This is a genomic window from Bradyrhizobium hipponense (genome assembly GCF_008123965.1).
Taxonomy (GTDB): Bacteria; Pseudomonadota; Alphaproteobacteria; order Rhizobiales; family Xanthobacteraceae; genus Bradyrhizobium; species Bradyrhizobium hipponense.
Genome location: NZ_VSTH01000078.1, coordinates 1 through 12,914 on the forward strand (window position 1 = coordinate 1; position 12,914 = coordinate 12,914).

The 12,914-nt window shown below is 61.3% G+C and carries 11 protein-coding genes and 1 pseudogene; all 12 read left to right on the top strand.

Translation table 11 applies throughout. The features are described from left to right. The coding region (locus FXV83_RS22400; RefSeq protein WP_235940077.1) for a thioesterase domain-containing protein at positions 1–1,010 on the top strand (1,010 nt) is incomplete at its 5' end. Positions 1,011–1,165: 155 nt separating this feature from the next. After that, positions 1,166–1,353, top strand: a pseudogene (locus tag FXV83_RS22405) (integrase core domain-containing protein); the annotation flags it as partial. A gap of 930 nt (positions 1,354–2,283) precedes the next feature. Then, positions 2,284–3,372: a hypothetical protein gene (locus tag FXV83_RS22410; RefSeq protein WP_148741552.1), complete on the top strand. Its 1,089-nt coding sequence runs from the start codon at positions 2,284–2,286 to the stop codon at positions 3,370–3,372. A 32-nt stretch (positions 3,373–3,404) separates the two neighbouring features. After that, positions 3,405–4,706, top strand: a complete 1,302-nt coding sequence (locus FXV83_RS22415; protein WP_148741553.1) for a hypothetical protein — start codon at positions 3,405–3,407, stop codon at positions 4,704–4,706. A gap of 56 nt (positions 4,707–4,762) precedes the next feature. Further along, positions 4,763–5,509, top strand: a complete 747-nt coding sequence (locus tag FXV83_RS22420) for an SDR family NAD(P)-dependent oxidoreductase (protein ID WP_148741554.1) — start codon at positions 4,763–4,765, stop codon at positions 5,507–5,509. Positions 5,510–5,690: 181 nt separating this feature from the next. Then, positions 5,691–6,368 (top strand): GNAT family N-acetyltransferase, encoded by a 678-nt coding sequence (locus FXV83_RS22425; protein WP_187436075.1) that lies wholly within the window; start codon positions 5,691–5,693, stop codon positions 6,366–6,368. Positions 6,369–6,410: 42 nt separating this feature from the next. Beyond that, positions 6,411–7,343 carry a beta-ketoacyl-[acyl-carrier-protein] synthase family protein gene (locus FXV83_RS42910; protein ID WP_187436076.1) on the top strand — a complete coding sequence of 311 codons (933 nt, stop codon included), beginning with the start codon at positions 6,411–6,413 and terminating at the stop codon, positions 7,341–7,343. Between the two features lie 53 nt (positions 7,344–7,396). Next, a complete protein-coding gene (locus FXV83_RS42915) occupies positions 7,397–7,600 on the top strand; it encodes a phosphopantetheine-binding protein (protein WP_187436077.1) in 204 nt (67 codons plus the stop codon). A 54-nt stretch (positions 7,601–7,654) separates the two neighbouring features. Beyond that, positions 7,655–8,620 carry an alpha/beta hydrolase gene (locus FXV83_RS22440; protein ID WP_148741558.1) on the top strand — a complete coding sequence of 322 codons (966 nt, stop codon included), beginning with the start codon at positions 7,655–7,657 and terminating at the stop codon, positions 8,618–8,620. Positions 8,621–8,623: 3 nt separating this feature from the next. Then, the gene (locus FXV83_RS22445) at positions 8,624–10,261 is read left to right on the top strand and encodes an AMP-binding protein (protein WP_148741559.1); all 1,638 of its coding nucleotides are present in this window, start codon (positions 8,624–8,626) and stop codon (positions 10,259–10,261) included. Between the two features lie 126 nt (positions 10,262–10,387). Beyond that, positions 10,388–11,989, top strand: coding sequence for an asparaginase domain-containing protein (locus FXV83_RS22450; RefSeq protein ID WP_187436078.1), 1,602 nt, complete (start codon positions 10,388–10,390; stop codon positions 11,987–11,989). Between the two features lie 34 nt (positions 11,990–12,023). Then, positions 12,024–12,824 (top strand): hypothetical protein, encoded by an 801-nt coding sequence (locus tag FXV83_RS22455; protein ID WP_148741561.1) that lies wholly within the window; start codon positions 12,024–12,026, stop codon positions 12,822–12,824. Positions 12,825–12,914 lie beyond the last annotated feature (90 nt).

The window sequence follows — 12,914 nt, forward strand, 5'->3', positions numbered from 1 at the left end:
AGCGCATCGGGCGCCACGACAACTTCTTCGAACTGGGCGGCCACTCGCTGCTGGTCGTGCAGGTGCTCAGTCGAGCATTAAATCTTGGGCTGAGTTTTAGCGCCACCGACCTCTTCCAAGCCCCTGTTCTGAAGGAACTTGCATCGAAGATTCATTTGGAGCCGCAGCCCAGTAGCCCGGCAGTGATTTCCGTTCGACCGACCGGATCGCAGCCACCGCTCTTCTTTGTCCCCACAGGTTTTGGAGATTGTTCGTATGTCCTCGGTTTGGCGGCAGAAATGGATGCAGACTGCTCCGTCCACGCTCTGCCATGGCCGCCCTTCGATGACGTTTGTCCACCGACTCTTGAGGCGATGGCCGCGGAGGTGATCCTTGCGATTAAACAGATCCAGCCACGGGGCCCATACCGCTTTGCTGGATACTCATCAGGTGCAATCCTGGCTTATGCAATTGCCGAGCAATTACTGAGTATCGACCAAGTTGTGTCATTCATGGCGTTCATCGATGTTAGTCTACCTGCAGATTCTTCAAACGCATCACTTATCAATTTGGCGCGAGAATTTGTTTTGGAGCGTTGTGGAATCTTGCGCGATGAATACGGCGAGGTTTTGGAACGCTACACTGAACAATGTTCCATTTCTGAGTTGCTTGAAAAGATGCAGCAAACGGGAACGTTACCTCCAGATCACGATGTCCACAGCGACGTTTTGATGTATCAAAGAGCCGCCCAATTTCATCGGGCGCTACAGTCGTATCGACTTCCGTCGCTCCCAATTGAGATACATCTGTTTTATGCCATTGAGCCTCTCATCGATCGTGCGGTACGACCTCATGAACAACTAGATCGGGAGGCAAGCTTGCCAAAGCAGGGTTGGGACTTGGTTTTGAATGCGGGGGCCATTCATGCGGTAGCGGTTCCAGGGAACCACGCGACAATGGTGAGCAATCCAAAAAACCGCCGAGTTTTGGCTCGAGCCATTTCAACCGCCTTAATCGGAACTCTTAAATAGACCCAAAGAATGAATTTCTCGAGTGTTATGGCTTCGATGCTTAGTCCCGAGCCCCACGACCGGCGTTCCTGGGCAATCGCCCTCATGCGCTGGCGAAGGTTGGCATCGTCAGCCTGGGTCGTCCGATATCTCATGGTCATGCGGCAGCAGCCGATGGCATCCGTGTGGCGCGGGAACTGGACCGGCTGATGATCGAGCGCGGCAAGCCCAGCATGGTGGTCAGCGACAACGCCAGCGAACTCACCAGCAACGCCATTCTGGCATGGGCCGACCAGAGCCAGTCGCGTGGCACTACATCGCGCCGGGCAAACCGATGCAGAACGCCTTCATCGAGAGCTTCAACTGCGGCGCGGCAATCAGGATGGAGGTGCAAGCCGATGGCCGCTCTCATCCGGAGATTGTCGCGCCATAATCATGCACTTCGCGGAAGATGATACCCGGATAGGAGCGACAGTCGCACCTTTCAATGCGAACAGGACGCCCCAATCCGCACCGGCCAAGGTGAGAAGTCGGTCGAGCGCCACATCAAGGTGAAGCAGCCGACACCGATCGGAACCTCCCATTTTGGCGATGAACAGCTTAAGCAGTTCCAGTGCCGGGCCGTGCTGTGACAACACTGTAGTTCCCGAAGATCGAGCGGCGCAGTTCGCGGCGTGTCGGTGAGCTGACGAGTGGGGGGCGGAATTCAAGGATGTTGGCGACGATATCGAGCACTCCTCGAATCGCTCTGATGACGGCCGATCCCGCTGAACTGGGGTGACTGCCTTCGGCTCCGTCGCACAAACGCGCAACGGTTGCGCATTTGCCCCTTGGCTCTCCAGAGCGCCTTGCGCGTAGGTGCCGAGATTTCCTTTGGACGGGCATTCTGGGTCGAGGCAGATGGCTTCTTTGATGCTGCCCCGGCGCTCGCCAATCGCCTCATCAGCCCGGTGTTCGTCTATGCACACCTATTTCTCACGACGCGCTCCGATAGCTCGACTTCGTGGATGACATGATGCGATGAGCCGCCGCACCCGCGCATTCAGCGTTACTGCAATTCATGAACCCATAGCACGTTAAGGTGTTGACATTGGTTCTACTATAGCAGAGATTGTATTTGCCCGGCTTTGTTGATCGCGTAGGCGCGCGACGTTGCATCTCTACATCCACGCAAACGAGTCGTCGATGAGATCAATTTGGATAGCTGCCTCGGAAGTAGGTTCGTGTTCCAGCGAACGATTTCCTCAAGCAGTTGCGAGCAACGTTACTGGCAACGGAATATAAGGGGTCGATCATGCCGACGAGCAATGCCCTTATGATTGATGCCTTCCTGACGCTGGGTTTCGGTGTCCAACACTCCTTGATCGCGACGCTCGCGGTCAAGAAGCAGGCAGGCAAGTGGTTTGCGATCGATCCGTTGGCCTGGCGATCCGTCGAGTCCCTCGTCAATGTTCTCTATATTCTGGTTGCCGCGATGCTGTGGCAGCCGGTTGACGTGGTCGTCTGGCGTCTGGAGGGGCTTCCGGCGACCATCATGCTGGTGGCGTGTTGCCTGTCGTGGATTTGGTACTGGCAGCTCCATCTGTTCGAATACGATTGCGGCCTGGCATTCGGCTCGACGACGTTCGTAAGCCGGCTGAGTGGCGGCCTGGCGGCGAGGCCAAAGCTAGTGCCCTGGAAGGTCGGAAGCCGACGTTGGGTCCGCTTCCCGGTGCACACCGCCTTCTTCGGAATGTTCTTTCTGCTTCCAACCATGACGCTGGACCTGTTGGTCCTCGCAGTCGTTGTCAACATCTACAACGTGATCGGCAGCGTTCTCTATGACAAGCGGCTGGAGAAGGTCGGCGGCAGTGCCTATGCCGACTATCAGGCGGTGACTGGGTTGATCTGGCCGCCCGTCTATCGCGCTCCCTACGGCGCTTTGAATATCAGAATGCCTGAGCCGCAGCATTGGCGTCGGCCGCAAATGCATTGGATGGGCGTGGTCGGGGGAATAGGCTTGGCCGCTCTCTATTACTTCTGTCTCGGCGCAACACATATCTCGCCGCTCGCCATGGTGAAAGTCGGCCTGTTCGGTCTGCTCGGCGCGATCCTGGTCGGACTGGTGCTGGGGCTCGCCTGCAAGCCCGAGGCTGATGACTGGGGCCAGCAGCAGACGGATCTGTCGACGACCGTCGCCTTGTCTGCGGCTCTGGGAGTCATCCTCTGGGCTGGTGCGATCTGGCTGAAAACGGGCGCTCCGCCGACCTTCGCGGCTTATCTTCCGCTCTGGTTTACCGTCCAATATGTCGGCCACGTCTTTGCCGTTTTGGCCGACCGGAGGAAATGGGCCTATGGCAGCGGAGCCATCTATGGCGAGGCAAAGGCGACGGGAAGCAGCTGACACGAGATCCGCCCGCCCAGGAGATGCTTGTCATGAACCGCTTTTGGCCCCCGCGGCCCAGTCACACGGTTCTTTCCGTCTCATTGCCTGCGGCGACCCCGCTGCTCGGCTCGTTCGTCGCGAATTCGCTCAGGCGGGTTGCCCAGATTGCGGAGATCATCCGCGGCTATCAGGACCTCGCGCCCGACGAGCGCAACGCCCGGGCGAAGGAGATCGTCCAGCTACACCATGCCGAGGCTGCCGCCATGGAGGCCTGCGCAGATGTGCTGGATTGCGACGCATCGGCGACCTGTCTGCGCCTGCGCGCCGAAGCCTTGCGCGGCGATTCCTGGCCTGAACGGGTCGAGCGTTGCATCGGGCTGGACGAGACGCGATTGATCTCCTTGAGCGGGGACCTGCACACTTGGCACAACAAGTCGCGTGAGGTCTTTCATTCGGCTTTCTTTGCCGCCGTGGACCGACGTTACGACCGGCTCGTGGCGGATCTCGATGGTCAGGTCGATGCGCTGACCTGCTACATCCAGGCGATCATCAATCCGCGACTGATCGTGCGCGCTCCGCCGCTGTTCAAGGTCGGCAACCTCATCTTCTGCGGCGGCGAAGCCAATCGCTATCCGAAGCACTTTGCCTATTTCCTGCCGGAAGATGAAGGGATCAAGCGCGCCAGGAAGAAGAAAACCGTGGTCTTCGGCAACGTCTACTCCGCCATCTATCATGGCGTCAGCGAGCCCTTCGGCTCGTCTGCCCTGATGATCGAGGGGGACGACTGCCAGACGGCGGCTCTGTCCGTCGAGGACTACCTCATCTGCTGGTTCCGCGGCCATGACATCGGTCACGGGGTGGTTCTGCCGGAAACGGATTTCCGGGTATTGGGCCAGCAGGGGCGCGCAGCGTCCATGATGCTTCAGGAGGTCATGGCCGACCTGTTCGGTCTGCTGCTGGTCAGCGGCGGGCCGTGGTCGTGTTTGGCCAATCTGCGCAGCGATTTCGCCGTCAAAGTCTTCCTGAACGAGATGCTCCGCTACCTGCGTCGAGGGGAAACCTATTTCCCCGACGCGGAAGCCGCGTTTCTGGAGCTGTCGTTCCTCGAACTCAACGGCTTCGTCCACGTCGATTTCGATCGGCGAAAGATCATGACCTCCGTCGAGCGCGTCCTGTCCGGCGTCAGGCAGATGCTGACGCTTCTGACCGGAACCGCGCTTGCAAATGATGTGGAGGGCACGAAGGCGGTCATCGACCGATACGGCGGCGGGGCGCGAGCGGAGTTTTCGTCGAAATTCCGCGCGTGCTTCGGACAATCCACCGAAGTGCTCGACTATGTGCAAACGGTCTAAACCGGCGAATTCGAAGGGCGAGAGGTGCTGAGCTTGTCAGTTTCGAGAGGTCCGACGTGACGCCGAGATATCCGGAGCTCCGCGGCCGACGCGTTCTCGTGACCGGCGCAGCCAGCGGGATCGGCTATGCCACCGCGTGCCGTTTCGTCGCCGAAGGTGCGCGCGTGATTGCGCTCGACGTCGATGCAAGGGCTCTCGCCGCGAGCTTCCCGAGCTCCTCTGAGAGCGTCCATCCGATCGTTGTCGACGTAGCCGACTATGGCGCCATGAAAAAGGCGTTCGGCGAGATCGAAGCGCGCTTCGGCGGCCTGGATGCGGCGTTTGCCAATGCCGGCATCAGCATCAGGCACGCGTTCCTCGACATCACGATCGAGGAGTGGCGACGCGTGGTCGACGTCAACCTGCACGGTGTCTTTCATACCGCGCAGCTTGCGGCGCGTTCCATGGTCGCCTCCGACGGCGGGGTCGTGACCCTCATGGGATCCACCAACGGAATGAGCGCGCATCCCTACTACGCGGACTACAACGCGACCAAGGCAGGCGTGATCCTGCTGGCCCGCACGATGGCGCTCGAATTGGCGCCGAAGGTGAGAGTGAACGCGTTGTGCCCCGGCTACGTGCTGACGCCGATGCAGCGCGCCGAATACACCGATGACATGCTCGCCGCTGTCAATGCGAGGATTCCGCTGCGGCGGCACGCTGCGCCGGAAGAAGTGGCCGCGCTGGTCGCGTTTCTCGCGTCCGACGAGGCTGCCTACATCACGGGACAGCACATTCCGATCGACGGAGGCGAAACCGCATGAATCGGCAGTGAAGGTTGTGATTGACGCGGGGTCGACACGAAAAATGAGAGAGCATGGGAGGTTGTCGCACATGACGAACAGCAGCTTGATGACGAGATCGCCCGGCGCGGAAGAGCTGTTCTCGCGAAGCAGAGACAGTGTGAGAACCTTCGACCTGCCGGAGAATCTTCGAGGATATTCCGTGCTCGATCCGGGCGCCGTGCTGGACCGCGGAACACAGGACGAGATCTATTCCGTGCTGGTGCCGGTCACGACATCGTCGTTCGGGGCAGACATGACACCTTATTGGGCGGGGCGCCGGGACCAGGGCTATTTCAGCCGGCTGGCCGAGTTCATCTTCGTTGCCGATGCGGAAGACCAGATCGTCGGCTGGACCGGATATTCGGTTCTGAACTTCGAGGGCTACCAGAACATCTACATCGATTCCTCGGGCATGATTCCGTCGAGGCAGTCCCGGGGGATCATGCGGGCGCTGTGGGCCAAGAGGCTGGTCAACAATGCCTTCGCGCACAACAGGTCGCAGCGACTGTTCGTTTCGGCGCGAAGCGAGAGCCCGATCCTGTACAAGCTGTTCTGCGGCCTGGTCGGACGAGACCGCGTCTACCCGAACGTGGGCGGGGCATTGCCGGAACACATCGTCCGTTGCGGGGCGGATCTCGCAGCCTGGCTCGGCCAGAGCGCGATTCTGGAGCGGGAGCGCCTCATTGTTCGTGGCGCCTATGCGAACCTCGACGCCCTCTACGATGAGCTTCCGTCCACCGGGGACCAGGCGCTCGATCGCCTCTTCCGCAAGGAGCTTGGGCCGCTTGATGCGTATCTGCTGGTCGGCGAGGTGGCTTCGCCGGGAAAGCCTTCGTGAGCATGCATGATCGTGTGACGTGATCGGGCAAGAATACTGACCATGGAAAGCACTCTGCCGAAAGTGTCGTCGATATGCTATTCGGTCGGTGAGATCCGGCCGATCGAAGCGCTGGTCGCGCTCGGCATGGCCGACCAGAACACGATCGAGTCGCTGGCCGCGCGGGGAATCCAGAATTTTTGCGAGGACTGCCGGCCGGCGCACGACATGTGCACGTCGTGCATTGCGGACACGCTGGCGGAGTCCGGCCTGCAACCCGCCGACATCGGCGCCGTCGTGCTCGGGCACTCGATGGCGAAGTGGGATCTCAAGGAAGAGCAGGCGTTCCTGTCCGCGCTTGCCGCGATGGGGTTTTCGCGGAGCCAGATCTTCGGCGTCTCGATGCAAGCCTGCACTGTGGCGAATGCCGCGCTCGATCTCGCGCGATTGCTCGTCTCCTCGACCTTCGGACCGAAGAACGTGCTGGTCATCATTTTCGGGAAGGATAGCGAGGGGAATCGCCTGGCGCCGCAGGCGGCGACGCTGTTCAGCGACGGCGCAGTGTCCTGCATCGTCTCGTCCGGCTCCGGCACGCTCGAGATCGTCGGCGCCGCGAGCCTTACGGATCCTGCGCTCGCGGCGCTGGAATGGTCGGAGCTCAGCTTTCCGAAATATCTTGTTTCGGGCGTGATGTCCCTGCGCAAGGTCTGCGAAAGCGTCTACGCGCAGGGCCGGATTTCGGCACGCGAGATTGCGGCGGTGTTCGCGACCAATGGCAGCTCGATCTATCTGCAGATGATCGGCTCCGCATCCGGTGTCGCCGACAACCATGTCTACCGGGAGAACCTGCCGCGCTACGCCCACGTCTATGGCTGCGACAGTCTGATCGGGATGCGCGACCGAATGCGCGCCCAGGACTTCAAATCGGGCGAGTACGTCATTTCCGTCGCCTGGGCTCCCAATGTTGCCAGCGCATGCCTGCTGCGACGCGTCTAGAGGAGACGAATGTGAGGGGTGACACGAGACGTTGGACCGAAAAGGAAGAGTTGATGGCATCCATCTGGACCGCGGTCCTCGGACAGACCATTTGGTCGCCCGAGGCCCAGTTCCTCGCGCTTGGCGGGTCCTCGCTTCTCGCCATGCAGATCGCCGCGGAAGCCACCGACAAATTCGGAAGCCCGGTCAGCGTCGCCGATGTGCTGATGAGTACCTCGCTGAGGGACCTGGTGTCCGTGATCGAGGTCGGCAAATGAGGGTGCGCCAGGATGAATGATCTTCGACAGATGCGTTTTGGTGGAGCTTCGAAAATGTTGGATCAAGAGCTCGTCTTGGCCGCATCGGTCCAGCCCAGATACGACTTCTCGGATCCCGTAAAGGTTCGGCAACAGATCGCCAGGCTGTCCGCGGCCTTGAAGGCTCAAGGCTATTGGCGCGTCGCAGAGCAGGGCATCGGTTGCGAGGATGTCTCCGTCGCGCACCCGGACGGAACGGCGTTCGCGGTGCGCATATACAGGCCGATCACCCTCGGCCGCGCCGCGCCCGCAATCGTGTTCTTTCATGGCGGCGGCTTCATGGTGGGCGATCTCGACTTCGAGCACTGGCGCTGCCTAAAGTGGGCGGCTGGCACCTCGAGCGTCGTCGTCTCCTGCGACTATCGCCTCAGTCCGGAGCACCGCTATCCGGCCGCCGTTGAGGACTGCTACGCGTGCCTGCTGTGGGCCGCGGATCGTGCGAGCGATATCGGCATCGATGCTGGCCGCATCGCGGTGGCCGGCAGCAGCTGCGGCGGAGGGCTTGCCGCCGCCACGGCTCTGCGCGCCCGCGACGAAGGCGGTCCGCCCATCCTGTGCCAGACGCTGATCTACCCCGTGCTGGACGATCAGATGCAGACCGCTTCGATGCTGGCCTTCGTCGATACGCCGGGCTGGGACAGCAGGAGCTCGGTGCACATGTGGAACCACTACCTACCGGAAGCACGCATCGCCGGCGTGCCGCCCTATGCGGCGCCTGCGCGCGCGAGCGATCTGTCGGGGCTGCCGCGGACCTACCTCATGACGGCGGAGATGGATCCTCTGCGCGACGAAGGGCTCGCCTATGGCGTGAGATTGCTGCAGGCGGGCGTGCCGACCGATATTCACAATTTCGCGGGCGCTTTCCACGCATTTGACGCCATCGCATCCTCGTCGCTGGCGCGGCGCGCCCTGGACGAGCAGATCTCTTTCTTCCAACGCGCATTCCATCGCGAGCCGGCCAATTCGCAGCCCCGAGGGTAGGTCATGGATCTGGAGCCGCTGATCCCGCTTGCCGAACCCCCGAACCAGGCTCTCGCGCGGCAGGTCAATGGCGGCATCGTCGTCGTCGACGGGAACAATGTTCGCGAGCACAGCGTGGGTGAGCTCGCGCGGGACGTCGATCATGTCATGGCATATCTGAGCAGGGGCGGGCTCGAAGCTGGAGACCGGGTCGGAATCAGGGGACCCAACTCCTATGAATGGCTGGTGCTGGATCTGGCTCTCGTCTCGCTTGGCTGCATTTCCGTCTGTCTGCCGAGCGAAGCGCCCGAGTTCGACGCAGTGCCCATGGCCTCGCTGATCGAGACGCTGTATCTTGCGGTGCTGTTCCAGGCCGCCGACGGCAGGACCGAGTTGTCGCAGCCCCGTGTCGTCGATCTGTCCAAGATCCTGGGGACCCATCCGCCGGAGCTGGGGATCGGCGACAAGACCGGATGCCAGACCGTCTCGCCGACGCGGGATGTGTTTACGGTCGCCTTCTCCTCGGGCTCGACCGGCAGGCTGAAGCGGCTGCCGATCTCGTGGACGACCAATCTGAAGCACATGGAGGCGTTCAGCAAGGCGTTCGATCTCGACGAGAAGGACCGAATTCTTGTGGTCCTGCCGTTCTCCGCCTTCCAGCAGCGGCACCTGATCCACTGCGCCATCTGGTGTGGATGCAAGGTCGTGTTGGCGAGGCTGGAAAACTTCCTGAACGCGCTGCGGCACGGCAGGCCGACCTTCATGCTGGGAACGCCGAGTTTCTACGAAATCGTCGAGCAGCGTTTCAAGCTGTTGCCGGCCTGGCGTCGCCTCACCCTGTTGGGATTGTCGCGTGCCGGAGGCATTCTTCCCGACGGGCCGCGACGGTCATGGCGTGCGAGGCTGTTCGACGCCTTTCACCGGCTCTATGGCGGCGACATGCGGATCATGCTGGTTGGCTCTGCACCCGTGAAACGCTCCACCCTCGACCTGTTCAGGCTGGCCGGCTTTTCCCTGTTCGAGATCTACGGCATGACCGAGGCCGGCTGGATTGCCTGGAATCGCCCGGGCGCCAACAAAATAGGAACGGCTGGCACAGCAGCCTTTCCCGAAGCCATTCGCATCGCCAGCGACGGCGAGGTCCTGGTGTCGTGCCGCTGGAATCAATGCACCTCGTATGAGGTGTTCGAGGGTGAGACCGTCGATAGCAGCATTTTCGTCGGCGCCGACACCTTGGCGACAGGAGACGTCGGGGCCCTCGATGGGGATGGTTACCTGACCATATCGGGCCGTAAGAAGAACGTGATCGTAACGGCCGGGGGTGTGAAGGTCTCGCCGGAGGAAATCGAGGAAAAGATCGCGGCCTTGCCCACGGTGCGGCACGCAATCGTGTTCGATCATCCGAACATGCCGTCGCTCGCGGCGGCGATCTGGACGGTCGGTGACAACAGAGATGATCAGATGCTCGCGGTGCAGGCGCTCACGGGCCTCAATGCCACGGTGCTGCGGAAGACACCGGTGCTCGGAATCGTATTTCCGACAATGGCGCTCTCGCTCGAAAGCGGTCTGCTCACCCGAAATCTCAAGGTCGATCGGAGTGCCGTGCGACGAAAGTTTTGCGATGACTTGCGCTCGCTCGGTGCGGCGCTGAATGAGCCGTGAAAGTGGCGGCGCATTTTGTCTATCGCCTTCAGGTATTATCTGGTGTATATTCTATCTAGGATAGCATAACCCGGCGCCGGGATGAAGCGCTGGATGTGCGCCTGTCGTCGAGGACATCGCAGCACCATGAAAATAGCCATCATCAACACCGGCGGTACGATAAGCTGCGTCGGCACACCGCTCGGCCCCATGTCGGCGCAGGCGTTCGCCAAGGCCTGCAAGACGCTGATCGATGAGACCATCATCGTCCAGGATTACCCGAACACGGAACTGCACTACGCCGTGGACGTGAAGTTCCCGGAGTCGTCGACCGGGACGCTGGACAGCACTAATCTTCAGCCGACGGACTGGTGCATCATCGCGAGCTACATCCTCGATCACTATGCCGATTTCGACGGCTGGGTGGTCCTCCATGGCACCGACAGCATGGATTTCACCGGCACGGCGTTGCCGTTCCTGCTGTCGGCCTTCAACGATCGCGGCGTCACCACCGCGCAATTGAGCAAGCCGGTCATCATCACCGGCTCGCAACTGCCGATGTTCCATCAGGGGCCGAACGAGAAGGAGCCGTCGGCGCTCGCCTACAACACCGATGCATTTCAGAACTTCTGCGGCGCAATCGCCGCTGCCCAGAGTGGCATCCCCGAGGTCTGCATCTATTTTCAGAACGAGCTTTACCGGGGAAACCGCGTTCTCAAGACCAATGCCAGCGAGTTCAACGCCTTCTCGTCGCCGAACTATCCGTCGCTCGGCGAATATGGCATTCAGTTCGAAATCCTGTTCGAGAACATCCTGCCGCCGCCGGTCTCGAACAGCGTCAGCCTCGATGATGCGACGGCGCGAAACTCGGCCATCCAGCAGCTCAACTACGTCGCAGCGAACATCAACAATTTTCCGGTGATGCAGTTCAACGCGTTTCCGGCCTGGTACGCGTTCAACGACAGCACCAAGACCTGTTCGGGCCTGATCGCGAACCTCCTCAACGCCTGCGTCGCAAGCGGCATCAAGGGATTGATCCTCGAATCCTACGGCGAGGGCAACTTTCCTTCGGGCAACCCCGACAATCCCTCGGGCGGCGCCGCCTATCAGGCACTCGCGGCGGCCAACGCCGGGGGCGTGGTGATCGTCGACTGCACACAGGTGATTGCCGGCGTCGTCAACGACAATGCCTACGCGGCCGGCGCTTGGCTGCCCGCGGTCGGCGCGCTCAATCCCGCCGACATGACACCGATGGCTGCCTTCGCCAAGCTGATGATCCTGCTCACCACAGCCGGCTATCGGAAGTGGACGGCCGCCCACGTCAAGACCTTGATGCAGACCAATCTGCTCGGCGAGATGATGAGCGTCAACAAGCTGGACAGCCGCGTCAATCCGTTGCTGCTGGCCAATCAGACCCTCGCCGCCCTCGACGGCAGCGCGACGCTCAGCAACGATCCGGTGGCCGGGCCGGTGCTGCGCGACTCGACCGGCACGCAATTGTGGGCGGCGATGTCGCCGGCTCCTCCGGCCAACCAGCTGCCGGGACGTCTCATCATGCAGAACGACGGCAACCTGGTGTTCTACAGCCGCTACAACGCGCCGATGTGGGCGACCAACACCGGCGTGAGCACCGGAGCCTCGTCGATGCTGGTGTTGAGCGGTTCGGCAGGCAAGCCAGCCGATCTTGCTCTCCTGGTCTACGACTACGACCACAACGCGGTGACCAAGACCTTGTACCAGCAGAAATAGGCTTGTCCCTCACAATCGGATTCGGAGGAAACAGATGACCAGCAGCCGTTTCGTTCGGCGGTTCAAGCTCAGCGGCCGGATCGCCGCGGACGACCAGTTCCATCAGATCAGATTGTCGGGTCGCGCGCTCGAAGCGCCCGACGAGCATTTGATCCCGCCCACGATCGTCAATGTGAACATCACCGTGCCGCCGGGGACCGGCACCATCGGTGTCCCGCAATACGGTCCCACGGTCGTCGGCGGACCGGCGGCCGGCTACGATCCGCCCGGCGATTGCGGCGGCAACTACATGTCGTACAAGTTCCAGGCCAACAACAACTGCTACGCCTATGGCTGCAACATCTCCACCAACACCTTTCCGCAACCCGGTCGCCAAAGCGGATTCCTGCTGACGGCGGCGAACTTCCAGACGTCGGTGCCGGCGCTGGGCCAGACCGTGAGCTCCTACGCCGTGAAGGACGGGCTCATCTTCGTCGGGACTGCAACGACGGATATCACAGGCTTTAAGTCGTCCCGCCAGCGCGCGGCCCTCAACGGTCATTTCGTGGCGCTGATGGTCTCGCCGGCTGGCGATCAGAACTGGCCGGGCGACTATCACTGGGCCCGCTGCGACGATTCCTCTGGTCCTTGCGATTCATGGTCGCAGAAGGACGGCGGCGACCAGGTCACCAATTTCGACTTCGCCGGCCAGCCGATCACGAACCCCGCGACAGCCAACTGGACGGTCAACCAGGGACCGCTCTCGCAGGCTCCGAACAACAACCAGGATCTGGTGGTGGACTACCAGTTCTATTGTTTCATGTTCGTGCCGGCCAGCGGCGTGAACATCATCTGATGATAAGGGTGCCTTGGGCCGGTCCGGGCGAATTGAACTGGTGATAGTTGACGCGTGGGCCGATCGCGTCGTCTGGTGAGCGAGCCGGCG

What these genes read in the sequence shown, in the direction of transcription:
- FXV83_RS22410 (WP_148741552.1), top strand. Translation starts at nt 2,284, where the DNA reads ATGCCGACGAGCAATGCCCTTATGATTGATGCCTTCCTGACGCTGGGT.
- FXV83_RS22415 (WP_148741553.1), top strand. Translation starts at nt 3,405, where the DNA reads ATGAACCGCTTTTGGCCCCCGCGGCCCAGTCACACGGTTCTTTCCGTC.
- FXV83_RS42910 (WP_187436076.1), top strand. Translation starts at nt 6,411, where the DNA reads ATGGAAAGCACTCTGCCGAAAGTGTCGTCGATATGCTATTCGGTCGGT.
- FXV83_RS42915 (WP_187436077.1), top strand. Translation starts at nt 7,397, where the DNA reads ATGGCATCCATCTGGACCGCGGTCCTCGGACAGACCATTTGGTCGCCC.
- FXV83_RS22440 (WP_148741558.1), top strand. Translation starts at nt 7,655, where the DNA reads ATGTTGGATCAAGAGCTCGTCTTGGCCGCATCGGTCCAGCCCAGATAC.
- FXV83_RS22445 (WP_148741559.1), top strand. Translation starts at nt 8,624, where the DNA reads ATGGATCTGGAGCCGCTGATCCCGCTTGCCGAACCCCCGAACCAGGCT.
- FXV83_RS22450 (WP_187436078.1), top strand. Translation starts at nt 10,388, where the DNA reads ATGAAAATAGCCATCATCAACACCGGCGGTACGATAAGCTGCGTCGGC.
- FXV83_RS22455 (WP_148741561.1), top strand. Translation starts at nt 12,024, where the DNA reads ATGACCAGCAGCCGTTTCGTTCGGCGGTTCAAGCTCAGCGGCCGGATC.